The 25,640-nt window shown below is 65.3% G+C and carries 14 protein-coding genes, 1 other RNA gene and 2 pseudogenes; 13 read left to right on the top strand and 4 right to left on the bottom strand.

Going from position 1 to position 25,640, the window contains the following annotated elements:
* Window positions 1-15 precede the first annotated feature (15 nt).
* Window positions 16-12,063: a filamentous hemagglutinin family protein gene (locus ABQU90_RS17560; protein ID WP_323522924.1), complete on the top strand. Its 12,048-nt coding sequence runs from the start codon at window positions 16-18 to the stop codon at window positions 12,061-12,063.
* A gap of 341 nt (window positions 12,064-12,404) precedes the next feature.
* The gene (locus tag ABQU90_RS17555; RefSeq protein ID WP_323522925.1) at window positions 12,405-13,643 is read left to right on the top strand and encodes a PstS family phosphate ABC transporter substrate-binding protein; all 1,239 of its coding nucleotides are present in this window, start codon (window positions 12,405-12,407) and stop codon (window positions 13,641-13,643) included.
* Between the two features lie 495 nt (window positions 13,644-14,138).
* Here ABQU90_RS17555 and ABQU90_RS17550 read toward each other — a convergent pair whose 3' ends face one another.
* On the bottom strand, window positions 14,139-15,104 hold the full coding sequence (locus tag ABQU90_RS17550; RefSeq protein WP_323522926.1) for a LysR family transcriptional regulator: 966 nt from the start codon (window positions 15,102-15,104) through the stop codon (window positions 14,139-14,141).
* A gap of 114 nt (window positions 15,105-15,218) precedes the next feature.
* Between ABQU90_RS17550 and ABQU90_RS17545 the strand changes: the two genes are divergently transcribed.
* From ABQU90_RS17545 to ABQU90_RS17510, 8 genes and pseudogenes are all read left to right on the top strand, one after another.
* Window positions 15,219-15,842: a flavodoxin family protein gene (locus tag ABQU90_RS17545; RefSeq protein ID WP_323522928.1), complete on the top strand. Its 624-nt coding sequence runs from the start codon at window positions 15,219-15,221 to the stop codon at window positions 15,840-15,842.
* Window positions 15,843-15,875: 33 nt separating this feature from the next.
* On the top strand, window positions 15,876-16,175 hold the full coding sequence (locus ABQU90_RS17540) for a YciI family protein (RefSeq protein WP_323522929.1): 300 nt from the start codon (window positions 15,876-15,878) through the stop codon (window positions 16,173-16,175).
* Window positions 16,176-16,600: 425 nt separating this feature from the next.
* Complete coding sequence (locus ABQU90_RS17535) at window positions 16,601-17,296, top strand: type 1 glutamine amidotransferase domain-containing protein (RefSeq protein WP_323522931.1); 696 nt, start codon at window positions 16,601-16,603, stop codon at window positions 17,294-17,296.
* Window positions 17,297-17,402: 106 nt separating this feature from the next.
* Complete coding sequence (locus tag ABQU90_RS17530; protein ID WP_323522932.1) at window positions 17,403-18,434, top strand: amidohydrolase family protein; 1,032 nt, start codon at window positions 17,403-17,405, stop codon at window positions 18,432-18,434.
* A 338-nt stretch (window positions 18,435-18,772) separates the two neighbouring features.
* On the top strand, window positions 18,773-18,898 hold the full coding sequence (locus ABQU90_RS17525; RefSeq protein ID WP_323522933.1) for a hypothetical protein: 126 nt from the start codon (window positions 18,773-18,775) through the stop codon (window positions 18,896-18,898).
* A 15-nt stretch (window positions 18,899-18,913) separates the two neighbouring features.
* Window positions 18,914-19,030, top strand: a pseudogene (locus tag ABQU90_RS17520) (antibiotic biosynthesis monooxygenase); the annotation flags it as partial.
* A 60-nt stretch (window positions 19,031-19,090) separates the two neighbouring features.
* Entirely contained in the window at window positions 19,091-19,477 is a 387-nt protein-coding gene (locus ABQU90_RS17515; protein ID WP_503064416.1) for a putative quinol monooxygenase, read from the top strand.
* A gap of 99 nt (window positions 19,478-19,576) precedes the next feature.
* Window positions 19,577-19,813 (top strand): annotated as a pseudogene (locus ABQU90_RS17510) (IS481 family transposase); the annotation flags it as partial.
* A 110-nt stretch (window positions 19,814-19,923) separates the two neighbouring features.
* On the opposite strand, the gene ABQU90_RS17505 reads toward ABQU90_RS17510, so the two are convergent.
* Complete coding sequence (locus tag ABQU90_RS17505; protein ID WP_349780885.1) at window positions 19,924-20,049, bottom strand: hypothetical protein; 126 nt, start codon at window positions 20,047-20,049, stop codon at window positions 19,924-19,926.
* A gap of 609 nt (window positions 20,050-20,658) precedes the next feature.
* Between ABQU90_RS17505 and ABQU90_RS17500 the strand changes: the two genes are divergently transcribed.
* The 3 genes from ABQU90_RS17500 (at window position 20,659) to ABQU90_RS17490 (ending at window position 23,554) form a co-directional block, all read left to right on the top strand.
* Window positions 20,659-20,955 (top strand): XapX domain-containing protein, encoded by a 297-nt coding sequence (locus tag ABQU90_RS17500; protein WP_323522934.1) that lies wholly within the window; start codon window positions 20,659-20,661, stop codon window positions 20,953-20,955.
* Window positions 20,956-21,259: 304 nt separating this feature from the next.
* Window positions 21,260-22,150, top strand: a complete 891-nt coding sequence (locus ABQU90_RS17495) for a glyoxalase (protein ID WP_323522935.1) — start codon at window positions 21,260-21,262, stop codon at window positions 22,148-22,150.
* Window positions 22,151-22,156: 6 nt separating this feature from the next.
* Complete coding sequence (locus ABQU90_RS17490) at window positions 22,157-23,554, top strand: alginate export family protein (protein WP_323522936.1); 1,398 nt, start codon at window positions 22,157-22,159, stop codon at window positions 23,552-23,554.
* A gap of 643 nt (window positions 23,555-24,197) precedes the next feature.
* Here the strand turns inward: ABQU90_RS17490 and ABQU90_RS17485 are convergent.
* Together ABQU90_RS17485 and ABQU90_RS17480 are read right to left on the bottom strand one after the other, a co-directional pair.
* Window positions 24,198-25,343 carry an MFS transporter gene (locus ABQU90_RS17485; protein WP_323522937.1) on the bottom strand — a complete coding sequence of 382 codons (1,146 nt, stop codon included), beginning with the start codon at window positions 25,341-25,343 and terminating at the stop codon, window positions 24,198-24,200.
* Window positions 25,344-25,407: 64 nt separating this feature from the next.
* A non-coding RNA gene (locus ABQU90_RS17480) (sX9 sRNA) lies at window positions 25,408-25,484 on the bottom strand.
* Window positions 25,485-25,640: the final 156 nt, after the last annotated feature.

Here is a 25,640-nt window from a genome sequence, read left to right as displayed (position 1 = left end):
TTTCAAGGATTCGTCATGACCCGCAAACGTCGCTCCCGTCCCCTGCGCGTGTTCCTGTTGAGCGCGGCGATCTCGACGGCGCTGTTCGATCAGGCGCATGCACAATCCAGCCCGTTCGTGCGACGTGGCGCCGACCCGTCCGTGCAGGCCGCGCAGGCGGCGCAACAGCAGGGCGTGCAGGCCGCCGCAGCGGGGACGCTGGCACAGAAATCGTTGCAGGCGTTTCAACGCGCCGCGCAAGCGCGCCAGGCCCTGGACGCCACGCAGGCTGCGGCGCGTGCTGCGGCAGCTGCAGCGCAGGCAGCGGTTCCCGACGGGCTGGTACGCGGTGGCTTGCAGGTGCCGGACAACGTGCAGATCGATCCCGGCACGGTGCTGGCGAGCGACCCACGGCTGGGCCAGCGCAACGTTTGGCTGGGCGCCAGGGCACCGACGCAACAGGTCAGCGATGGCACTACCCAGGTGACCGTGACCCAGACCCAGAAGAAGGCCATCCTCAATTGGGAAACCTTCAATGTCGGCAGCCGCACGCAGTTGCGCTTCGACCAGTCGGCCGGTGGCAGCGAAGCCGCGCAGTGGATCGCCCTGAATCGGGTCAATGATCCGGGCGCAGCGCCGAGCAGCATCCTTGGCAGCATCCAGGCGCAGGGTCAGGTGTATCTGCTCAACCGCAACGGCGTGTTGTTCGGTGCCGGCAGCCAGGTCAATGCGCATTCGTTGCTGGTGTCGTCGCTGGATCTGTTCGACCCCAACCGTGCCCTCAGCGACCAGACGTTCATCAATCGCGGCCTGTTTGGTCCCACCGGCCAGACCGGAGTGGTGTTGACAGGTAGCGAGGCCGCCGCCGACCGCATGCCGGGCGATATCCGCATCGAAGCCGGTGCCCGTCTTGCCACTGGCAGCCAGGGCTACACCGTGATCGCCGCGCCCAATGTCAGCAATGCCGGCAGCGTCACCGTGCAGGACGGCCAGGCGTTGCTGGCTGCGGTGCTGGGCCTGCGGCAATCGCAGGAGTTGCAACAACTGCTCGGCAGCAGCGGGACAAGCGCGCCGCTGGGCTTTGGCAATTTTCTGTCGCCGATCGGCAACGATCTTTCGGGCATTGGTCAGTTGGACAACAGCGGCATCGTGTCGGCGACGCGCGGGAATGCCACCCTGGTCGGTTACTCGGTGCAGCAACGCGGTCTGGTGCAGGCCACCACCAGCATCAGTCGCCCCGGCAGCGTGATGCTGCTGGCGCTCAGTCAGGACAATCAACTCGGCGACAGCCTGGCCGGTTACAAGGGCGGTTCGCTGGTGCTGGCGCCCGGTTCGGTCACCGCGACACTGCCCGAACACGATGGCGAAACCACCACCTCCAGCGCCGCCTCGGACCTGGCGTTTGTCGGCCCGCGCATGGTGCTGGCCGGCGCACAGATGCATCTGCAGCCGCAATCGCTGACGTTCGCGCCCGGTGGCACCGTGGACATGGTCAGCCTGGCCGCCGAGAGCAGCGATGCGCAACTGCGTGGCCGCACTGCCCTCACCAACCGCCTGCTGATCGACGGCGGTGCGCGGGTCGATGTCTCCGGTATCGCCAACGTGCAGCAGGCCATGCAGGACAATCTGGTGCGCATCCCGCGCGTGGGCTTGAACGAATTGGCCGATGCGCCGCTGCAACGCGACGGCGTGCTGTTCCGCCAGTCGCTGCAGTTCGATCGGCGTGCAACCGGTGTTCGCAGCGATGGCCAGGCGTGGGTCGGTAGCCCGCTGCTCAATGCACAAGGGTATGTGGACCAGGTGCCGCGCAGCATCGATGAACTCCTGCTCGATGGCGGCACCGTCAACATCGTGGCACGCGATCTGGTGATCGCCCCGCGTGCGCAGGTGCAGCTGGATGGCGGTTATCTGCGTACCGAAGGCGGCATGGTGGAAACAGCACGCCTGCTGGGTGCCGATGGACGCCTGTACGATCTGGCCAGCGCCGATCCCACACGGCAGTATCTGGGCATCGCCGGATCGCAAACGGTCGAACACACCCGCTGGGGCGTGAGCGAACAGTTCGGCAATCCGCTGCTGGGGACGCGCCGTTTTTACGAAAGCGAGTATCTGCAGGGCGGCAATGGCGGTGCGTTGAATATCGCGCTCGGGCGGCCACTGGGCACCTCCGGCGTGGCGGTGCTGGCCGGCGAGATCTCGGCGCACGCGGTGTCTGGGCGGTATCAACGCGCCAGCGGTGCAATGCCGCAGGGCGGCACGCTCGGTATCAACAGCGATGCGGCCTTGTACAACACCACGCTGGGGCAGTCTGGCGATGCGCCGCGCGACCCACGCAGCTGGCAGATCGTCGACGCCGCCGTGCAGATGCCGCAGGGTCTGCAGATCGGCACGCAAACCTCGACGTTGCCCGGCAGCCAGGGCAATGCCCAACAACGCGACAACCCGCTGTTCTGGTCGCAGCTGTCCAGCAGCATGCTCAAGGACAGCGGCCTGCACGGCGTGGCGATCGGCAATGCGCCGGTGATTGCAGTGGATGCGGATGCGCAGTTGCAGGTAAGCGATGGCGGACGCATTGCGTTGCAGGCGCAGCGTGTCGAAGTGGATGGTGCGCTGATTGCGCGAGCCGGCACCATTGCGCTGCAAAGCAGTGGCGGGCTGGTCAAGCCGCAGGACTGGCGGCCGGATGCAGTGGACGCGCAGGAGCGCGGCGACCTGCTGCTGGGCGCTGGCGCGCGCCTGGACGTGAGCGGACGTTGGGTCAACGACGATCGCCGGCTCACGCTGGAACCGCAGGGCCGCGCATTTATCGATGCCGGCAGCATCACGCTAGACGCGCTGCAGCAGGCCATCGGCGATGCGGGTTCGGCGACCGGACGCGACGTCAGTGCCTCGCTGCTGATCGCACCCGGCGCGGTGCTGGATGCATCCGGCGGCGGCTATGTCGCACCGGATGGCAGCCTGCCGCTCAGCGGTGGCCGCCCGCTTGGACACGGCGGCGACATCGCGTTGCGAACCTATCAACGCCCGGCCGGCGAGAACGCAGGTTCGCCCACCTACACCGCCGACCTGCAGCGCGCCGACAATGCCGGCCGGCTGCAGTTCGATCCGGCCAGCCTGCGCGCAGACAGTTTTGCCGGTGGCGGCACCCTGAGCCTGCGTGCGTTCGGTGTGCAGATCGGTGGCCAGGCGCCGTCCGATCCGCGAGTGCTGCACCTGGATGCGGGATTCTTCGAGCAAGGCAGCTTTGGTCGCTACGATCTGGCCGCCGAGCACGATGCCCGCATCGCCGCCGGCAGCCAGGTGCGGGTGAGCCAGCGCAGCCTGCTTGCGAACCTGCAGACACTGCCCACGGCGCCCAGCGACAGCGCGGTGTTCGCCGGTGCCGCGCAGGCCGGCGGCAATGGCTACGTCTCGCTGGGTCAGCTGGATCCGTTCTATCGTCCCAGCACCGATTTCGCGTTGCGTGGTGGCGATTATCTGGGCCGTGTCGCTGGCAATCCCACGCTGGATGACGGCACCGGGCAGGTGCGGATGGAGCGCGACGCACAGCTGCTGCTGGACCCGGGTGCGACGGTTCGGCTGGGTGGGCGCGGCCAGGTCACGGTGCTCGGCGGCATCCAGACCCAGGGCGGCCACATCCTGCTCTCCGGCGACACCTCGGCCAGTTCGGGATTGTCCGCACCGCCGGATATCGACGAAGGCCAGGCCTACGCACTGCCGGGCAAATCGGTCTGGCTTGGCGAAAGCAGCCGTCTGGATGTGTCCGGCGTCGCGGTGCTCGACCCGCAGGCGGCATGGCGGCCTGGCGCGCGCGGGCTGGTGCAGCCACGCAGCGGCCGCGTGCTCGATGGTGGCAGCATCACGCTCAGCAACGACAGCGGCGCGGTTGTCGTCGCTGCTGGCGCCCAACTGGATCTGCGCGGCGCCGCCGCCACGCTGGACCTACCTAGCGGCAGCCCGCTGATTGGCGCAGGCGACCCGCTGCAGGCGCAGACGGTGGGCAGTGCGGGCGGCCAGTTGGCATTGGCCGCCGCCACCGGCCTGTTCTTCGACGGACGCATCCAGGCTGCCGGCGGCACGTCGCAACAACGCGACGGCAGCTTGTCGCTGCTGCCGCTGCAGCTGCAATCCGGTAACGGGCTGCTGCTGCCCGGACCCAGCGGGGTGATCTTCACCCAGCACGGCAGCCGCCTGCCGCAAGGCGCACAACCCGGTGCGCCGCTGCCATTGGCAACCGCCACGCCGGGCCCGCTGTACTTCGCCGCCGACCGTCTCACCGGCGCCGGCATCGACACCTTGCAGGTTGGCGACCTGGCACCTACCGAAGCGCGGCCGCTGGTGCCGGTCGGGTTTGCCGGCGATGTGTCGTTGCAGCTGTCGCGGGCGCTGCTGTTCAACGCGCCGTCCTATGCGCTGTTGCGCAGCGATGCAACCGACTTCTCGTCACTGGCCAACAGCAGCCGGGTCGATCTTGGCGCTGCCTACGTGGGCCTGTCTGGCTACCGCCTGCAGCGCGCCGGCGAAATCACGCTGGCGCAGCCGCGTGCCGGTAGCGATACCACCCTGGCGGTGCAGGCGCAGCAGATCGATGTGGGCGGCCAGTTCACGCTCGACGGGATTGGCAATACGCTGCTGTCCAGCAGTGGGGCGCTGCGCTTCCACACCCCGGTGGCCTACGCCTATGCGCAGAACGCCACCGGCGTTGCCACCCCGCGTGCCGGCGACCTGCTGACCTCCGGCAATCTGACCTTGCGCGCCGCGCAGGTGTATCCGGGTAGCGGCGAAACCTTCCTGGTGCGTGCCCTGGGCGCGGTGGATGCCAGCGGCACCCGCGCCGACACCCAGATCCATCTGCAAGCAATCGGCGATGTGCCGGCGCTGCCGTTGTCGGCCGGCGCTACGCTGGCCATGGACGCCACCACCATCGTGCAGGAGGGCCGCCTGCGCGCACCCAACGGCCGGCTGATTCTCGGCGTCCAGGCCGCCGAAGACAGCGCGGCCGATGCCGTCTTCGGCACCCGCGCCACCACGCCCACGCGCGAGGTTCGCCTGGAGCCCGGCAGCCTGACCTCGGTGTCGTTGGAAGGCGCGGTGTTGCCGTATGGCACCACCGTGGATGGCAGCCAGTGGCGCTACGACGGCACCGTGCAAGGCACCTCGGCTGCGCTGACCGCCCCGCCACAGAAACAGATCCGTCTTGCGGGCGACGCGGTGGCCTTGGCCCCCGGCGCGCGCGTGGACCTGTCTGGCGGCGGCGATCTGCTGGCCAGCGAGTGGGTGCCAGGCACCGGCGGCAGTCGCGATCTGCTGGCCTCCAGCAACACTAGCTATGCCAGCGGCGCGGCCACGCAGGTGCCGTTGTACCCCGATGGACGCCGCGTGTATGCCATCGTGCCCGGCCCGCAATCGCTGCTGGCCGCCAGCGATGCGCCGTTCGAACGCCTGGAGGGCGCACCCGCACCCGGCAGTGCGGTGTACCTGGACGGTGTGCCTGGCCTGGCCAGCGGCACCTACACCCTGCTGCCGGCCCGGTACGCCACCCTGCCCGGCGCCTTCCGGGTGGTGATGCGGCCCGACAGCAGCGATGCCACGGCGGCGCAGAACCTGCTGGCACCCGACGGCACCGCCGTGGTGGCCGGTCATTTCGTCGACACCTTGAGCGGCACGCGCAATGCGCGCGCGCACTTGTTCGAGGTGCAGTCGGCAGCGACCTGGGGCCGGTATTCGGAGTACACCAGCACCCGTGCCACCGCCTTCTTCGATGCGCAGGCCAGCCTCAGCCAGCAAGCGGCAGCCCAATTGCCGCGCGATGGTGGGCAGCTGATTCTGGCAGCCACGCAGCGGCTCGGCCTGGGCGCCACGCTCTCCACCGCGGCTGCCAACGGCGGCAGCGCCGCGCAGGTGGACATTGCCGCACGTGCGCTGCAGGTGCTTGGTAGCGGGCAGGTTGCCAGCGATGGCTACGTGGGGATCGACGCCGGCGCGCTCAATGCGCTGAACGCCGGCAGCCTGTTGCTGGGCGGCGTGCGCGAGCAGACCACGGCGGGCACGCGCGTGCACGTGACATCGCAACGTGTGCGGGTCAGCAACACTGCCGATACCGCGTTGCGCGCACCGGAGCTGTTGCTGGCCGCTGGCGGCGACAGCAGCGGCAGCGGCGTCTACATCGATGCCGGTAGCGTGCTGCAGGCGCAGGCCGGCAGTGACGCGCGGGTCGCCACACCGCTGTTGCTGGGCGAGGCGTCTGGAGAGAGCGGCGACGGTGCGCTGCTGCGCCTGTCCGGCGTGGGTCCCGTTGCGCTGCAGCGCGCCAATGTGCCCGATGCCGCGCAGTCGAAGGCGCTGCTGCAGATCGGCGATGGAGCACGCCTGGAGGGTGGTGCGGCGCTCACGCTGGATTCCACCGGCGCCAGCGCCATTGCTGCGGGCGCCGTGCTGCGCGGCGAGCAGATCGATGCCAGCGCCGGCCGGGTGCGCCTGGATACACAAGCGGTCAGCAGCGATGCCGATGGGCTGGTATTCGGTCTGGCCAGCCTGGCCCAGTTCGGGCAGGCCAGGCAGATCAGCCTGCACAGCTATGGCGACATGACGTTTGCTGGTGGCCTGGACCTGCGCGTGGACAACGCCCTCACTCTCAGCGCCGGTCGCTTCATCGGCGATGGTCGCTCGGTCAGCCTGCAGGTCGATCGGCTGACCCTGTCCAACCTGGGCGCTGCAGCCGATCCTGCCGGCGTGGTCGCAGGCAGCGGTCTGCTGCGACTGCAAGGGCGCGAGGTGGCGTTTGCAGGCGGCGACAAGCAACTGGCCGGTTTTGCAGCGGTCGCGATCGAGGCCACCCAGCAGGTGGTGGTGCGCGACCGTGGCGAATTCGATTTCGGCGCCGTGGATGTCGACCTGCGCGCGCCGTTGCTGCTGGCCGACGCCGGTGCCGACCATGCCTTGATCACCACCGGCGCACTACGGCTCGCGCGCAGTGAAGGCAGCAGCGACACCGCCCGCCCGCTGGGCGGCCGGATCACCTTGCAAGGCGGCAGTGTCGACAGCACCGCGCTGATCCGCGCTAACTCCGGGGCGATCCAGCTGCGCAGCAGCCAGGGTGCAGTGCGCCTGCACGATGGCGCATCCCTGGACGCGGCCGGCGTTGTGGACACGTTCTTCGACCGCGTACACGCCACGCCCGGCGGCAGCATCACGCTCGCTGCCACGCATGGCGATGTGTCTGCCGATGCTTCCACCCGGCTCGACGTGAGCGCCCCAGCACAGGCCGACGCCGGCACGCTGACGCTGATAGCGGCGCAAGGCAGCGTCACCCTGCCCGGCCGCATCGACGGCACCGCCGCACAGGGGCGCGGCGGGCGTTTCGTGCTGGATTCGGGCAGCCCGGTCGCGCTGGATCCGTTGGCCGCGCAACTGGCCGCAGGCGGTTTCGATGGCGCCATCGACGTACATGCGCGCAGCGGCAATCTGTGGCTGTCGGCCGATCGCAGCTTGCGTGCGGACAGCATCAGCCTCACCGCCGATGGCGGCGCGTCCGTCGCCGGCCGCGATGCGGACAATGGCAATCTGCGCATCGACGGCCGCATCGATGCCTCCGGGATACAAGGCGGCAGCATCGCTTTGTGGGGACGCCACGGCGTTGCCATCGACGGCCAGCTGTTGGCGCGTGGCAGTGCCGCCGACAAACGCGGCGGCAGCATCCAGCTCGGCAGCAGCGGCGTGGCGGATGGCTCGTTGAATCCAGAGTTCGGCTATCAGAACGTGCAGGCCGCAGCGGCGGGCACCATCGCCATCGGTGCCGCTGCCGTGCTGGATGTCTCCGGCGGCAGTGCCGGTGGCCTGTCCGGTGGCGATGTGCAGATCCGCACGCCGCTGTTGAACGATGACGAGGTCAACGTCACCGTCGCCGATGGCGCCAGCATCCGCGGCGCGCGTAGCGTGGATCTTGAAGCGTATGCGGTGTGGAGCACCACCGACGCCAGCACCGATACGGCCAAGCATTTCGATGGCATCGTCGACCCGGCCGGCTGGTACGACGCACAAGGCAGCCTGGTGGCAGGCAGTTGGTCGGACATGACCGGCACGCCGATCGCAGTGGCGCCGAGCACGCCGGAACAGATCGCCGATTACCTGAGCCGTTATCTTTTTACCCCCGACAACGCCAATCTCGCGCATCGGCAGTTCTATGGCTATGCCGACGATGCGGCGCGCACCCCCGGCACCTTGATGGGATTTGTGCAGCGCCCCGGCTTTACGTTCGAGCAGCGTCTGGCGAATGTGCCGAATCTGCACGCCCGCCCGGGTATCGAACTGCGTAACCCCGACCCTACCCTCAACGGCGGCGAAATCCGCGTGCTGAGCAACTGGAACCTGGGCGCCGGCGCCAACCGCAATCAACTGGATTTCCGCTACAACGGCAACGCACCCACGGTCAGCCTGCGCGCCGAATCGGCCGTGATCGTCAAGGCCAGCCTCAGCGACGGGTTCTATCAACTCAGCAACCCCTTTGGCGGTGGCGGGCCGCAGGCCAGCTATCCCACGGCGAACTCCGGCTATCAGGCGGTGCTCGCGTTCGGGCAGGACCAGCTGTTCGCCACCCTGGACGGCCTGGTTCCCGCGCCGCCGTCCAGCCTGGGTGGCGACCAGGAACAGGCCCTGCAGTACTACGGCCAGTACATGCAGTTACTGGCCATGCTGCAGAAATCGCAGCCGGAATGGGCAGGCACCTTCCCGCCCTACGACACGTTGTTGGGCGGTTTCATCGCCAACTACGCGCCCGAACTGGGCTACCCGGTGCAGGACTATCCCGGTCAGCCGGTGGCGCCACCGGCGCCGAGCTCGCCCGCCGATTACCCGCAATACCTCAGCAATTACGAGCGCTACGTGCTGGATCTGGCTGCGTTCTACAACGCGCTAGGTGAGTTCGCATTGCCCACTTTCACCGCACCAGCGCTGCCAGTGCTGGGAGCGCTGCTTCCGGCGGCCACCCAGAACACGCCGTCCCTGCAGGCCAACGCCAACAATCCGCTGCCGATGGCGACCACCAGCCTGATCGGTGGCGACAGCAGCAGTTACCGCCTCATCGCCGGCGCAGATTTTTCCGGCATTCGTCCCGATGCGCTGCGCGCCGACAGCACTGCGGACGTGGTGCTGGATGGTCACCAGCGCTACCAGGAAGACGGCCTGAAAGACCTGCTGCTTCCCACCGTAGTGCGTACCGGAACCGGCAGCATCCAGATCGCCGCCGCACGCGATCTGCGTTTTGCCGATGCCGATGCACCGGCCAGCATCTACACCGCCGGCCGGCCCGCTGGCGATGGCGAGATCGGCACCGATGTTCGGGTTGTGCGTAATGACGGCAGCGCGGCCGATCAGATCGTCAGCGCGCAGGCCAACGCCGACGCTGCTGGCAACATCCAGCTGCAGGCCGGGCGCGATATTGTGGGCAACCGCCAGATTTACGATCGCGACGGCAGCAGAACCGGAGTGACCGGCAGTTATGTCGGTCAGTACTGGTGGCCCTGGTTGCAAGTGGGTAATCCGCTGGACACCGATGGCACCACCCCACGCGCCGGGCTCATCAACTATGGTGGCTTCGCTCAGGGGGTGCTGGCCAGCGGTGGCGACGTGGCGGTGCAAGCCGGTCGCGATATCCGCGAACTGTCGGTCTCCCTGCCGACCAGTTACCAGCTGGTGGCCGATGGCCGGCAGACGTACGGCGGCGGTGATCTCGATGTCCAAGCCGGGCGCGATGTGCTGGGCGGCGATTACTTCGTCGCACGTGGACAAGGCAACCTGAGCGCCGGCGGCAGTCTGGGCAGCGCGTTTGCCCTGAGCGCGCAAGGCTTCGATATCAATGGCACCCCACGTACCGTGAGCAGCGCGGTCGACCCGGTGCTGGCAGTGCAGGACGGCCAATGGGCCGTGCACGCCGGTGGCGATGTCGCGCTTGGCGCCATCGTCAATCCCGCCTATCTCACTGCCACCGGCAGCATCGGTCCGCTGTTGGGCGCTAGCGCGCGTGCGACCACCGACTACGGCCAGAACTCCTCGGTCGGGATCGATGCACTCAATGGCGATGTGCGATTGGGAACGCTCAAATTGCCTGGCGTGCTGTTCTTCAACGGGCAACGCGACCCGAGTCGCGGCACCGACAGCGCCATCCTCACCGACAGCGTATTCGACAGCGTTCTGCCCGCACAGCTGTATGCAAACGCGCATGGTGGCGCCATCCAGATCGAAACCAGCGGCCGGCTGTATCCGTCCGCGCAGGGGCAACTGGAGATCCTGGCGCAGGACGATATCCGCTTGTTCGACGACACCTTGAGCGGCGGCAGGCGCAAGTTCGAACTGGCGATGCTGGATGAAACCGGCGCCTATGCCGGCGACGACAGTGCTGCAGCGGCAACCGACAAACTCAACCTGCATCGCCAAGACACCCAGCCGGTGCGCCTGTACAGCCGCGATGGCGATCTGGTCGGCGGCTACGCGGTAGACGGCTTCATGGTCAATCCGCTGACCATCAAGCTGCCCAAACCCGCCGATCTGCGCGCCGGCGGCGATATCGTCAATCTGGATTTGCGTGCACAAAACTACCGGCTGAGCGATATAACCCGCGTGCAAGCGGGACGCGATATTTACTACACCCCGGTGCAGGGCGGTGCCAATCAAAGCACCAGTACCGAGGCGGTGCGCTGGGGCTGGATGGAGCTGGCAGGCCCGGGTACCTTCGAGGTACAGGCCGGGCGCAACCTTGGTCCGCTCACCTCGGCCAACGAGGCGCTGAGCGCTGCATTGCTCAACGACCGCAATGCCGGCGGCATCCGTACTACCGGCAACCGCAGCAACACCGGATTGCCCAGCGAAGGCGCGGACCTGGTGGTGCGCTACGGCATTGCCAATGGCGAACAAGCCGATGCCTTCGCCACGCAATACCTGGACCCGTCCAGCGCACATAGCAACGCCACGTATCAGCAATGGTTGCTCGCGTTCAGTCGCCTGCATTCGGCTGACAGTGTCGGAACCGAGCCATCCCCCGCGTTGCAGGCCAACACCGACACGGCCGCGGCGGCGACCGCAACCGCAACAGATGCCTGGCAGACCTTCAACCGGTTGCCGGCCAGCACCCGCAGGCTGCTGACCGAGCGCGTTTTTCTGGACGTGCTTAAACAGGTGGGCGAAGGCTACGCCAATCCCGCCAGTGCCGATTTCCAGAAGTACGCACGCGGCTATGCCGCGATCGATCTGCTGTTCCCCGCCAGCCTGGGCTACACGCGCAACAACCTGGAAGGCGGCGCCAACGGTGCCAGTGAGCGCGTGCGCACCGGTGCGTTGGACATGCGTGGTTCGACCTTGCAGACCGAACGCGGCGGCGACATCCGTGTGCTCGGCCCAGGCGGCGATCTGCAGATCGGTAGCGTGCTGGCCCCGCCGAGCGTGGTCGATGGACAAGGCAATGTGCTGATCGGCCCGGCGCAACAAGGCATTCTGGCCGTCGGCCAGGGGGAGATCGGCCTGTTTACCGATGCCAACGTGTTGCTCGCGCAGAGCCGAATCTTCACCCAGCGTGGCGGCAACCTGACCGTGTGGAGCTCCAACGGCGACATCAACGCCGGCAAGGGAAGCAAGACCAGTGCCGAGCGCGCTCGCGCCCGCTATCTGTGCGACCAGGACCAGTTCTGCATGCTGGACGCCAGTGGACAGGTGAGCGGTGCCGGCATCGCCACGCTGCAACTCAATCCCGGCGATCCGCGTGGAAACGCCGTGCTGGTTGCGCCGCGCGGCACCGTCGACGCGGGTGATGCAGGTATTCGCGCCGCCGGTAATCTGGTGGTGGCCTCGCAGTTCGTTGCCAATGCCGACAATATCCAGGTCCAGGGCGATGCGGTCGGGGTTGGCAGTACGCGCAGCGTCAATACCAGTGCGCTCAGCAGTGCATCCAATGCAGCCTCTGCAGTGGCTGATGCCGCCAGCGAGGTCGCCAAGCGTCCGGCAACTGTCACCGACACGCCATCGATCATCACCGTCCAGGTGGTGGGATTCGGTGACTGCCCCGAAAACGATGCCAATTGCCGGAAAACTCCGTGATGCTGCCAGCGCTTGCGCTCGTCATCGAATGGAGATATTGCCCCGTGCGAATGCAGTAAATCTGACATTCCCGCGTAAATCCGTATGCGGTCGAAACATGAATGTTGCAACGTGTCGCAATTAACCGAAGTCACAAAAGAAATTTAATTTTGTCGCGCAACCATAATGCAAGAAGCGCAGCCTGGGTTTGCGATAGTTAATCGCATTCAATTCGCACGGATAAACCCATCCGATCCGCTGTTTTCCAATGAAGGAGAAAAGCAGTGCGCACTTCCATTGTGTCCCCCGTTTCGCTCGCCACCGCCGTCGCGGCCGCTCTTGTTGTCCTGGCGACCCCCGCCATGGCTGCCGAAAATCTGTACGGTGGCGGCGCGACCTTCCCGGCGCAGCCTTATGTGGGCAATGCCTACCTGACGCCGAACCCCGATGCGCGTCTGTCCACCAATGCCGGCAACACCGCTGGCGGCAGCAGCACCGTTGCCGGGATCAGCGCAGGCTCGATCTTCGCCACGTTCAGCGCGGGCGCCAACAGCAACAAGGTGTCGTACTGCCAGACCGGTAGCGGCACGGGCAAGAACACGCTTGCAGGTACCGTCGCTGCCAACCAAGCGTGTAACGATTTCAGCGTCGCCCCCGCTGGCCTGAGCGCAGCCACCGCCACGCCGGATTTCATCGGCACCGATGCACCGTACAGCACCGCCGACTACCAGGCATTTCTGAGCGGCAGCAATGCCGCAGCACGCGTCGGCGTGGTGCAGATTCCGACCATCGCCGGTGCCATCGCGTTGTCGCAGAGCACCGCCACCACCGCGCTGGCGTTGACCTCCGCACAGGTCTGCCAGATATATTCCGGCCAGGTCAGTGACTGGTCGCTGGTCTCCGGCAGCGGCGCAACCGGCCCGATCAAGATCGTCTACCGTACCGATGGCAGCGGCACCAGCTTCGCCTTCACCAGCTATCTGGCGCGTACCTGTAATGGCACGGCCAATGTGCCGTCGGGCTTTGTCTTCACCCCCAACCAGACCTTTAACTCGGCACTACCGGGCGGTGTGAGCACGGTGTACGGCTCGCGCGGTATCGGCGCCAGTGGCAACAACGGTGTGGTCACCGCGGTGCGCGCAACGACCAACACCAATGCGCTGGGGTATGCCGACATTGGCGAAGTGCTGCTGCAGTCTGCCAAGTACGCCAAGGTCAACGGATTCGATCCGGCGCTGTTTGGCCAGAACGGAACCCCGGTGTCGCTGGCAGCGGCGGCCCTGCTGAGTGGTCGCGTGCTGGACGGTGCCACCGTCAACGCAGCGCCGGGTACCGGAACGCAGGCCGTCAAGAATTGCGTCCGCCTAGTCAACCCGGCCGCATCGATCACCAATGCGTACCCGATCGCGGCCATCACCTACGTTGCCGGCTATACCAGCGGCAATGGCAGCGCCGCGCACGTGCAGGCAGTGAAGGATCTGTTCGGTATCTTCTACAACACCACCACGCGTCCGGCATTACCAGCCGGCTTTGCCTACCTCGATGGCGTCGCTGCGTTCCGTACCTCGGTACAGAACACCGTGGCGACCTGCGTGCAGTAACGACTGCCGCAGATGTAATACGCAGCGATTGGCGGCGGGCAGCAATGCCCGCCGTTTTGGCTTTGCGCGCGTTGATGCTTAGAAGACTTTGAACAAGTTCTAAGGGGCACGATCCTCAGTAAGGCCTTGCTGCTGTACTCGCCATTCATTGCGACACGGTCGCTTGCTTGGCATCAGGTAGCAGCCGCTTTGCCGCACCATCTCGTAGCGCGCGCGTGTTTGGGGTGCTTGGGCTGACTCCGTCCGCGATGTTGATGCCACGCCGCCTCAAGTGCTGCCGGCGGATCGTTCAATTTGGCCAGTTGTGCCTCAAGTGCATTGGACTCCTGAAGCGCACGAAATGATCTCCGCATATGCCCGGTCTTCAGTGGCGCGCATGTGTTGGTTCAAAGTGTCTCGCTCGGCATGCGCCGCATCCAGAAATTCCTGGAGTTGAGTCCATAGCATTTCATTGGCGCCTTCAGCACCAGTGGCACGCTTCGACAGCACCATGCGTCAAGTCGCACTTACCGCATAGGCATCCAGCATCTTCAATGGCACGTGCAAGGTCTTATCTGCGGAAAACGCCTCCAGCAGGTAGTCCACCGTGACCCGCACACGCGGAGCGATCAGGGCGCGGTGGGGATACTGGATGACCATTTCGTAGCTGCCGGGGTGGTACTGGCGGTGCAGGACAATCTTCAATCTGCCCGAGACCAGTTCCTCCCATGCGAGATGCACACCAACCTGTGCAATGCCGATGCCGTCGCATGCGGCCGCGACCAGGCTTGCTGGTGCCGACAACGTCAGCAGCGCGGTGTCGGACGGATCGAGGGTGACGATACCGCCGTCTGTCGCGCGGAAACTCCATGTCGCCACCGCACCGCCCAGGAAGCGCCGCGCGATCAGCCTGTGCTGGCGCAACTCGCTGGGATCGCGCGGTACGCCGTGGCGCGCCAAATAATCGGGCGAAGCGACGAGGACGGTGTTCAGGCGACAGACCGGGCGCGATACCAGCGCGGAATCGCGGATGTTTCCCCCGCGTAGGGCCAGGTCGTAACCGCCGCGCACGAAATCGACGACGCGGTCGTCGAAGTCCACCTCCACCGACAAGCCGGGATGCCGCGACAGCAGGCCCGGCAGCACTGGCATCAGATGTTCCTGTCCGAACGAAACGCTGGTGGTGATGTGGACACGCCCACTGAGCTGCTCGCGCTGTATGGCAACGGCATCGACGGCCGCGTCCAATGCTTCCAGCGCCAGCCGTGCCCGCCGCAGGAACGCGACGCCCTCGTCGGTGAGCTTGAGCGTGCGCGTCGTGCGGTTCATCAGGCGCACGCCCAGCACCTTTTCCAGAGTGGCGACGTTCTTGCTGACCGCAGCGGAGGTCACGCCAAGCGTGCGCCCGGCCGCCGCGAAGCTGCCGCCGTCGGCTGCGTGCACGAAGGAAAGAATGGCGCGGACGCGGTGTGGCGAATCCATGCTGTGCTCAGATGGGTGGCGGCATGCCGGAAAGAAGATTATCAACTGCAGGTTGATAGACGATCAACCAATTGACGACTTCTGGTTTAGAGATGCGCCGCGCATGATGCCGGCATGTCATCGATAAGCACTCCTCCGCCGAGCATCTGCGTCGTCTACGACAGCGGCTACGGCCATACACGCAGGCAGGCCGAAGCCGTTGCCGAAGGCATTCGCCGCGTGTCTGGAACCGAAGCGCGGTTGATCGCGATCTCCGACGGACCGATTCCCTGGCCGGCCCTCGCAGCCAGCGATGCCATCGTTTTCGGTGCGCCTACCTACAACGGCGCGCCCAGCGCTCGCTTCAAACAGTTCTGCGAGGACTCCACCGCGGTCGCCTGGAACGCGATGAAGTGGCGCGACAAGATCGCCGCCGGCTTCACCAATTCCGGTGCGCAAAACGGCGACAAGCTGCATTCGCTGATCCAGATGGCGCTGTTCGCCGCGCAGCACGGCATGGTGTGGGTGGGGTTGGACCTGAAACCCGGCAATGACAGCAGCCGAGGCAGCGTGCACGACCTCAACAGACTCGGAAGCTGGCTGGGCGCCATGGCGCAATCCAACGGCGACCAGGGCCCGGACGACACCCCCATCGCAAGCGATCTGGAAACGGCCGCCTACCTTGGACAGCGCGTGGCCGAGACCGTGCGCCGGCTTGGTTCCGTCGGACCTGCATCCGCCCGCGTTGAACCCGCCTGACTTACTTCCATCGATTTTCCACAAGGACCTGCCATGAAATTCCTCTGCCTCGACACGCCTCAGCCCGGCGCCAGCCTGGAGAAGTACCAGCCGCACATGCTGGACGAAGCCCGCCATTGCTGGCAGGACTACAAAAGCGGCTTCGTCCGCGACATTTATTTCCGCCAGGATCGCCCTGGCGTTGCGATCATTGCCGAAGCCGACTCGGTCGAAACGGCGCAAAAAGTACTGAGCGCGTTTCCGCTGGCCAAGGCCGGACTGATCGGCTGGGAGGTGATCCCGCTCGGCCCGTTTACGAACTGGGAAATGCTCTTCGCATCCGGCAACGCCTGAGTCCTGATGAAGACCGATGGTCCAGCCGTCCCGCTTTCAGAACCGGGCCGTGCAGATCGTCGCCCGCCTGCAACTGCCCGGCAATTCCAGCGAGGACAGCAATTTTCCGGTGCTGGTCGGCATTCGCCCTGCCGGCGGTCTCGATCTTCAACACCTTGCCGGAGCCGCTGACGTCGCCGCCACTGCTGGTTGCCGGCAGCAGACCGTTATCAAGGAAGGGCTACAGCGGCCAGGCCGATGCGCTCACCAAGGAGCCAGGTCGCTGTTGGTGATCGCAGGCACCACCCACATCGCACTGTCCGAGCTGCCGCACGACATCGATCCGACGGTTGCGACGCTCGCGCATTTTTCGACAAGCACCTCGGACTCGATGCAGTCGCTTGACCATAGACCAGAGCTCGCTCGAACACAGGAATTCCAAGACCATGCCCAAGCACGCCTCAGACCTCCTGCCAGTCCTCTTCGTCGTCACCAGCTGCGCGGTGAAGGGCGACACAGGCATTCCCACCGGCTACAACCTTGCCGAAGTCACCCATCCGCTGGAAAAACTGCACAAGGCTGGCATCAAGGTGGAATTTGCCTCGATCCAGGGCGGCGACGCACCGCTGGACGGGATGGAAGACCTGCACGATCCAGTCATCGCGCACTACTGGGCCGATGCGGAATTCCGCCATGCGATCGCCAACACGGTGCGCCTGGACGAGGTGAATCCCGCGCGCTACTCGGCGATCTTCTTCGCCGGCGGCCACGGCACGATGTGGGACTTCCCCGACAGCGCCGCTGCGCAGAACGCGATCCGCGAGATCGATGCGGCGGGCGGAATCGTCTCGGCGGTGTGCCACGGCCCGGCGGCCCTGGTGAACGCGACACGCGCCGACGGCAGCCTGCTGATCGCCGGCAAGCAGGTCGCCGCCTTCACGGACGATGAGGAAGAGGAAGTGCAATCGACGCACGTCGTGCCCTTTCTGCTGGCGTCCACGCTCAACGCACGTGGTGCGCATCACCAGAACGCATCCAACTGGGCCGACAACGTGATCGTCGACGGCCGGCTCATCACTGGCCAGAACCCGCAGTCTGCGGCGAGCCTGGGCGTCGCACTGCGGGACGCGCTGCTGGCCTGATCGCATGCGGATATGGCGGCAGGCTTTCACGCTCGGCGCGGACTGCTCGCGTTGCTGCCGATGACCATGGCTGCCTGCGTCCGATCCCTCTTTCAACGGGAGCATCATGAAACTGATCTGCGTCGAAGAACACGTGCTCGATCCGGCGATCGGACAGGCCGCGCAGGCGCGCGTACGCGCCGAGGCGCCCTACCTCGCCGACTGGGGCCGCCGCGTGATCGATGGCCGGCAGGTGACCGATCGCAGTCGCCCGCATGTGATCGCGCCTGCCGACTCCGCGCACAAGGCGCTGGAGATGGGCGCGTCGCGCCTGGCCGACATGGATGCGGCGGGCATCGACATGCAGGTGCTGTCCTTCGGCGGATTCCCGCAACTGTTACCGTCGGCCGACGCCATCGCGCTCAATTGTGCAGCCAACGACAGGCTGGCGGAGGCGGTGCAGGCCCACCCCACCCGCTATGCCGGTTTCGCCACCCTGCCCTGGCAGGCGCCAGACGCCGCTGCGCGCGAGCTGGAGCGTGCAGTGAAGGAACTGGGCCTCAAGGGCGCGCTGATCAACGGCCGCCCTGGCGATACATTTCTGGACGATACGCGCTACGCGCCGATCCTCGCTGCGTTGGACGCGCTGAAGGTGCCGCTCTACGTCCATCCCGGCTTACCGCTGCCTGCGGTGCAGGCGCCCTACTACGGCGGCTTGGATCCCGAGCTGAGCGCACGCTTGTCCATGTTCGCCTGGGGCTGGCACAACGAAGCCGGCATCCAGGTCGTGCGCATGCTGCTGGCCGGGGTATTCGACCGCCATCGCAACCTGCAGGTCATCAGTGGCCACTGGGGCGAGATGGTGCCGTTCTTCCTGCAGCGGCTGGAGGATTCCATTCCGCAGGAAGCCTCGGGTCTGGAACGTTCTATCGTGCAGACCTATCGCGAACACGTGTACGTCTCCCCCAGCGGCATGCTCACCCTGCCGCATTTCCAGTTCGTGTACGCCCTGATGGGCGCGCAACGCATCCTGTATTCCATTGACTACCCCTACCAGAGTCTCGATGGCGCGCGCGCCTTTATCGACCACCTGCCCGTCAGCGATGCGGAAAAGGCGCTCATCGCCCACGGCAACGCGGCGCGATTGCTGGGGCTGTGAGTCGGTCATGTCGAACACGACGCTACCGCCTCGTCGGCGTACGTTGCGCCAGGCAAACCCGCCTCAACGGCCTACGCCTGGTGATGACCGCAGGCATGGACCACACACCGGAATGATGCGGACGTCGGCAGGCGACGTGGTCCGGTGCGCGTCTGGCATCACGCACTGGCCAGACGCGCGCCGCCCCGGCAACGCCCACCGCGACGGCACGGGAATACAGGACGGCCCGAACGACAATCAGTACCACCGTCGACGGGGCGCACCATGAACATTTCAATCTGTAAGCGCCCGTCGAACCAAGGTGGACTGACGTGAACTGCTGGAGAATTCTATTGACCATGGCAACGATGCTGGTCGCCCCGATTGCCGCCGCGCAGCCGGTGGTGCGTCTCTTCGAATTGCAGACCGATCCTGCGCGGGCGCAAGTGTTCGATGCTGCGGGCCGGGACAACATGCAAGCCTAGCTCCGCGACGAGCCCGGTGTGCTGGCGATGCATGCGGTCGCCAGCCTGAGCAAACCCGGCCTGGCTTACGTGCTCGAACTATATGCCGACGAGGCAGCCTATCGGCGCCACATCGAGACTGCCCATTATCGGCGCTTCCTCGAATCGACGCGGTCGCTGGTCACAGACAAGCGCCTGGTCGAGACCGATCCAGTGTTCCTCGCGGAGCAGCCGGCTGCGCTATCGATCCTGCAGCGCGGCAGGGCGCCGGAAGCGCGCATCGTCGAGGTGACGGTGAGGCGCGAAGACCTCGCCCAATTCCATCGCATCGTTACGAAGGAGATGCGCAAATCCATGCAGGTCGAGCCCGGCGTGCTGGCGATGTATGCTGCGACCCGCAAGGGGCGGCCGGATCAATGGTTCTTCTTCGAGATCTACGCCAACGCCGCAGCCTATGCCTCGCATCGCCAGACACCGCACTTCAAGGACTACCTGCGCCTGACCGGCGACATGCTGGTGGAAAAGAGCCATGTCGAGGTCGAAAACATCGCGCTGCAAAGCCGCGGCGGATTGCGGTTTGATCCTCCGGCGAGTGACTAGGTGTTTGGTCTCAGACATTGAGGGTGCACTCTTTCCCCACGACTGGAAGCAAGCACGATGGGCCAGGTTCTGCCCTGAAGCGCCACCACGGCAGAGGCAATGCGTCGAGCGAAACAACATCGTCAAGCAAGGCTGAGAGCGCTCTCCAAGCGCTACGGAATCAATCAAAAGACCGTGGCGAAGTGGAAGAAGCGGACCGCGGTTGCGGAGTTGCCCAACGGTCCGAGGCAGCCGCGCTCCATCGTTTTTTCCAGTGAGCATGAGGCGGCGATCGTTGCCTTCCGCACGCACACCCTACTGTCGCTGGACGACTGTCTCAACGAACTGCAGCCGACCGGTGACAACATGACTGGCTTGCGCCAAATCGCCGAGTGACTTGTGATTGGCCGCGTGGATCACGACTCATTGATCTGCAGCGCCTAATCCTGCGAGCAGTCCGCGTTAGATCAGGAACGCCAGCAGCGGATCGCGAAAGGCACCAGGAAGTCGCTGATCTCCACGCCTGTGTTCTCCCCCACCACCACAATCACCGCACGCGCGCGATTGAAGCGAGCGCGATAGACGGGGATCAACGCCTCCTCGGTGGATGTGGCACTCGATGTCGCTGCTGCAAGTGGCGTCGCCTTCGATGGCGGCGCTGCACATCCGGCCAGCAAGACGCATGCAGCCAATGTGGCGTGCCGAACCAATCCAGGGAAGATGCCAGGTGCCCTGGTGCTGCCGTAGGTGGGTGGTGTGCGTGCATTCTTTGCCCACTCGCTCGCAGCAACAATGCCGCTGTTGCGTCATTTCCTGCCATGCGTCGATGTAGACCTGCCGTGCTGGTTGATGTCGCCTGATCCCGCCTGCTGTACAGAACGCATGGCGGAGGCGCGCCGTGCGCCGTGTGCACGCATCCCCCGAACGAGTCATCGGACCCTGCCCCGACGCGGTGTTCTGGATTCGGTCCGAGGCGTCCAGCATGGACCACATCGCTGACGTCCCTCGACGCCATGACCCAGCGATTCCCCCTCCAGAGAGATCGCGTCCATGACGATGTCTGATGTGTCGGGCCAGCGCCACGCGCTCGCCGGCAGTGCACTCCCCTTGCCGTGCGGCCAGGCACGTTGGCTGGCGGTGGCGCGTAGATGCCATGCACTACCGACCTGCGCGGACCGTGCGTCACCACAGGCAGTCGCACGATGAAGCCCTATCTGCTCTCGCTTGGCGCCGGTCTACTGGTTGGTGTGATCTACAGCCTGCTCAATGTGCGCTCGCCAGCGCCGCCGGTCATTGCGTTGGTCGGTTTGCTTGGCATCCTGGTCGGCGAGCAACTGCCACCACTTGTGCGCCAGCTGACAACGCGCAGCCAGACCGAGGCCTCGTGGATCGGGCATCAGGTCAAGCCACATATGTTCGGGCATCTGCCAGAAGGCAAACGTGTGCCGCCGGCTGCGCCATCATCGCCACCTGCGCGAACCGACGAAGGCGATGCGTGAGCGCGCTCGTCCATGCGATCTGATGGTGCATCTCACATGCGTAAGGCCGAGTACGTCGCCGGCGAGAATCCAGCAAAAACGGCGCATCGATCAGTCGGTTGTTCTCTGTGGCGATGCGCAGAGCTGCAAAGCAGGTCGCGCGCGTGATCAAACAACTTGGCAACAAACACAGCGCGATGCGGGAGGCGTCCTAGTCAAACCGGCGCGCAAGAACGCTTCAAGTGCATCCAACTCCTACCGCAAAGGCATCGACAGCCCATGGCAGGAGATGCCATCGCTGCCCTCTTTCCCCAAAGGAACTTCCATGCGTCCGCTACTTTCCCTGAGCCTGTCCGCCGCGCTGATGCTGAGCGCGGTCCTTCCGGTCCTTGCCGATGCTGCAGCGCCGGTGTCGGTCGGCCCGCAGTACGACACTACGCACGTTTATGTAGCACCTGCCGATGTGGATGCGTTTGCGCGCAGTTTCGCCGCGACCTTCAGCGGACAAAGCACGCGCCAGGTGATCGCCACGGTCACGCCAACGCCAAGCAGTACCAGTTCGCAACTGGTGCAGACGCCGGCAGGCACCGTGTCGTTGTTCGGATTTCGTACGCCGGTGCCCCACCCGTTCGGCAGCGAACGCACCGGCTATCTGGTGACCGACATGCAACAGGCAATCACTGCCGCACGCGCTGCCGGAGCGGAGGTGCTGGTTGCGCCGTTCAAGGATCCTATCGGTATGGATGCGGTGATCGCCTGGCCGGGCGGCGTCAGCATGCAGCTGTACTGGCACGACACCGCACCGCATTACGCACCGCTGGCGACGATTCCGGAGAACCGCGTCTACGTCTCGCCAGACCGCGCCGACGCGTTCGTTAAAGCCTGGCTGAAGTTTTCTCATGGCAAGGTGCTGCACGATGACCGCCGTGCGGACGCAACGCTGATCGGCCGACCTGGCGTCACTTACCGCAGCATCGTCATCAGCTCCGGCTTCGGTGCGCTGCAGGTGTTGGTGACTGACGGCCACCTGCCCTATCCGTACGGCCACGAGCTCACCGGATACGCAGTGGACGACCTTGCGGCAACGCTCGCGCGCGCCACCGCGTCCGGCGCAAAAGTGTTGGTGCCTGCGGTGGCCGCGTCGGGTCGACAGTCGGCGATGGTGGAGTTCCCCGGTGGCTATGTCGCCGAGCTGCACGCCGAACTCTATTCCTGATCGCACATGTCGTTACGCCTCACGCTGCCCCTGATGTTGGTCCTGTGCCCATGCGCCGATGCATGGGCGCAGTCTTCGGTCGATGCAACCGCCGCCACACCGGTACGCCCTGCCATCAAGTCCAACCGTTGGCAGGAAGACTGGTCGCCGCTTGCTGATCCCGCGCTGCGCACGCACCCGTTCGATCGCCTGAAATATATCCCGCTTGGCGACGCGGGCTACGCATCGTTCGGCATCAACCTGCGCGAACGCTTCGAAAGCAATCACACGCCTGCGCTGGGTATCGGCCGCGAGAGCGACAGCTATCTGTTGCATCGCCTGCAGGCGCATCTGGACGTGCGGGTTGGCGAGCACTTGCAGCTCTTTACCCAACTGGAAGACGTACGCGCAGTGGATAAACGCCGCATCGGCCCGGCCGATGCCAATCGTGCCGACCTGCGCATGGCGTTCGTGGCCTACACCGCGCCACTGGCCGATGGCGATATAAAACTGCGCGTGGGCCGGCAGGAGTTTGCCTTCGACCTGCAGCGATTCGTCTCGCTGCGTGATGGCCCGAACGTGCGCCAATCTTTCGATGCGGTGTGGGTCAACTACGAAACCGGCCCATGGCGCTGGATTGCGTTTGTCAGCCAGCCGGTCCAGTACGCCGATGTGCGCAGCTTCGATGACTTCTCCAATCGACATCTGCGCCTTGATACGGTGCGCGTCGAACGCCACGTCCTGGGCAGCGACGAACTGTCGCTGTATTACGCACGCTATCGGCAGGATGACGCCAGCTTTCTGGATGCGGCCGGCAACGAGCGCCGCGATATTGTCGATGCCCGCTTCGCAGGTGTGCACACTGCATTGGACTGGGATCTTGAGGCGATGGGGCAACGCGGAAAGGTCGGCAACAGCCGTGCGCGTGCCTGGGCGCTCGGCCTCAAGGCCGGCTACACCTGGCAGGACACCGCGTTGACGCCGCGCCTGGGGCTGCAGGTCGATACCGCCTCCGGCGACCGGCATCCGGACGATGGACAGCTTGAAACCTTCAACCCGCTGTTCCCGAACGGCGCATACATCAACCTGGCCGGCTACACCGGCTATAGCAACTTGCTGCAGATCAAACCGATGCTCACCCTGCGGCCCACCGCGCAGCTGAGCGTTACCGCCTCGCTCGGCCTGTTATGGCGGCAAAGCACCGCCGACGCCGTGTATGTGCAGCCGGACATTCCGCTGGCCGGCACTGCCGGCACCGGCAGTCACTGGACCGGCCGCTATCTGCAGCTGCGCGGTGACTGGAAGCTCAACACACACCTGCAGACCGCCATCGAAGCCGTGCATTACCAGGCCGGCGACACCGTGCGTACCGCCGGCGGTCACGACAGCAATTACCTTGGCTGTGAGATGAAGTTCATGTGGTAGCTGGCGCTGGAAGGCCAGCGGCTGTGATGAACTTGCTGATTGCTGAGCATTCATTGCGAACGTAGACGTCAATGCGACCGAAGCGCCGTTGCGTTGATCGACGCATCAGTGCATGAGCGCAAAGCGCTCCTGACCAGTTAATGCCTGCATGCTGATAGCACCGCACCTTGTGCGGCAGACCTTGCAGCGTGTCGGCCGCATGTGTGGTCGAGGGATTATCGCGTCTAGCCGAATGCTGCGAGCACTCATCAGTGCATGGAAAGCACACGTATAAGCGCTGATGACCGAATCTACGTTTACTCACGCGGAGCGGATGCTCCACCTTCGCACCAATGCCGGCTTCCACCTGAGCGGCCACTGTGGGAACGTACCTGACGTGACTAGGCAACGCTGGTTGGCCCGCACTACTGGGCGGCGCGGTGTTGGGGATCGATCTGCTGGTTGCGCAGACGGGCCTGGCGGTGCGGCGCGGCTGAGCGAGGGCCGCCGCCTCGAGGGGCGACGGCCATTGAAATCCGTATCGAGGTCAACATGTCCCAAGAACCGGAGACCGCCACATGCAAGCCCGTCGATTGATGCTGATCGCTGCCCTGACCCTGGGGATGCTGATGATCAAGACTCTGGCCTAGCCCTAGCTCTCTCCCTACTCAGCATTACCCAATCGCAACCAGCGGGCAGAGATGGCAACCGCACACATGGCGGCAGCCACGAGCATCAGCGCGGCGGTCAGTCCCCAGCCGTGGGCGGCGAAGCCGATCAAGGCGGGGCCGGCCAGGACGCCGGCGTAGCCGAGTGTCGTCATTGCGGTGATCGCCATGCCCTCGGGCATGGCGCGCCGTTGTCCGGCCATCGAAAACAACGCCGGTGCAATGTTGGCGCATCCCAACCCGATTAGCGCATAGCCCAGTAGCGAGACCTGCCACCACGGCGTCAACACGGCAATCAGGAAGCCTGCGCATGCGCCCAGTCCACCGACCATGATGGATCGGACGCGGCCCACGCGTTCCACAAGTGCGTCGCCAAACAGCCGCGTGGCGGTCATGGCCAATGCAAAGATCACATAGCCTGCGCCGGCCTTGGTGGCATCGACATTGCGAACCTGCGTCAGGAAGACGGCGCTCCAATCCAGGATGGTGCCCTCGGCGAGAAACACGACAAAGGCCAGGATGCCGATCAACAACACACTGCCCCGCGGCCAGGCAAGCAGCGGGCCTGGCTGGGTGTCCTGCTCCGCTCTCCAAGACGGGGCGGTGAGCGCGGCGACGATCAGGATGGTGAGTACGCCGATTGTCGATGCGATTGTCGGTGCGATGCCGACGCTGAGCAGTACCGTCATCAGCAAGGCGCCGGCAAAGCCGCCGATGCTGTAGAAGGCGTGGAAGCCCGATATCATCACTTTGCCGCTCTCGCGTTCGACAGCGACCGCCTGCATGTTCATCGTGCAGTCCATCGCACCAACGCCGGCGCCGAACAGAAACAACATTGCGCCCAATGCTGCCGCCGACTGCATTGCGCTCAAAAACGGCAATGCAGCGCACATCAGGGCGACGGTGACCAGCATGATGCGCCTACAGCCTGCGCGCGATGCCCACAGACCCGCGATGGGCATTGCCATCAGCGACCCGGCGCCAAGGCACAGCAGCACCAGTCCAAGCCTTGCTTCGTCCAATGCCGACTGATTCTTGGCGAACGGAACCAGCGGTGCCCAGAGCGACACGGCGAATCCGGGAATAAAGAACGCGGCGCGGGTTGCATGGTGTTGCGCACGGTGTGAAGCATGAGACGTCATCAATCATCCAACTGCGAAGACACCGGCTGCCAGGCGATAGACGGCATCAAGAGCCACTAAGAGCGGCTAACAAAACGCAGCGATCAGTCGTCAGATGGATGCGGACGGCACGCTCAGAACCGGGATGTACACGTGGCACATGCTGCTCCGAGCACTGGTCACCCGCACTTGGCGGTGAACGCAGTCGTTTTGTTAGCCAATCCAGGAAAGCAGAGCGAACAGTCGTCAGGTCGGTTTAGACGGCGCACTCAGAATCGGAGTGCACCCATGGCATGTGCCGCACCAAGCACCAAGCAC

It is taken from the genome of Xanthomonas sp. WHRI 10207, from assembly GCF_040202975.1.
Taxonomy (GTDB): domain Bacteria; phylum Pseudomonadota; class Gammaproteobacteria; order Xanthomonadales; family Xanthomonadaceae; genus Xanthomonas.
The sequence above is the reverse complement of the archived record's forward strand: the minus strand, read 5'-3'. Positions and strand labels throughout refer to the sequence as shown.

Coding starts and splice junctions, on each gene's coding strand:
- ABQU90_RS17560 (WP_323522924.1), top strand. CDS start 16: ATGACCCGCAAACGTCGCTCCCGTCCCCTGCGCGTGTTCCTGTTGAGC.
- ABQU90_RS17555 (WP_323522925.1), top strand. CDS start 12,405: ATGGCTGCCGAAAATCTGTACGGTGGCGGCGCGACCTTCCCGGCGCAG.
- ABQU90_RS17550 (WP_323522926.1), bottom strand. CDS start 15,104: ATGGATTCGCCACACCGCGTCCGCGCCATTCTTTCCTTCGTGCACGCA.
- ABQU90_RS17545 (WP_323522928.1), top strand. CDS start 15,219: ATGTCATCGATAAGCACTCCTCCGCCGAGCATCTGCGTCGTCTACGAC.
- ABQU90_RS17540 (WP_323522929.1), top strand. CDS start 15,876: ATGAAATTCCTCTGCCTCGACACGCCTCAGCCCGGCGCCAGCCTGGAG.
- ABQU90_RS17535 (WP_323522931.1), top strand. CDS start 16,601: ATGCCCAAGCACGCCTCAGACCTCCTGCCAGTCCTCTTCGTCGTCACC.
- ABQU90_RS17530 (WP_323522932.1), top strand. CDS start 17,403: ATGAAACTGATCTGCGTCGAAGAACACGTGCTCGATCCGGCGATCGGA.
- ABQU90_RS17525 (WP_323522933.1), top strand. CDS start 18,773: ATGGCAACGATGCTGGTCGCCCCGATTGCCGCCGCGCAGCCGGTGGTG.
- ABQU90_RS17500 (WP_323522934.1), top strand. CDS start 20,659: ATGAAGCCCTATCTGCTCTCGCTTGGCGCCGGTCTACTGGTTGGTGTG.
- ABQU90_RS17495 (WP_323522935.1), top strand. CDS start 21,260: ATGCGTCCGCTACTTTCCCTGAGCCTGTCCGCCGCGCTGATGCTGAGC.
- ABQU90_RS17490 (WP_323522936.1), top strand. CDS start 22,157: ATGTCGTTACGCCTCACGCTGCCCCTGATGTTGGTCCTGTGCCCATGC.
- ABQU90_RS17485 (WP_323522937.1), bottom strand. CDS start 25,343: ATGACGTCTCATGCTTCACACCGTGCGCAACACCATGCAACCCGCGCC.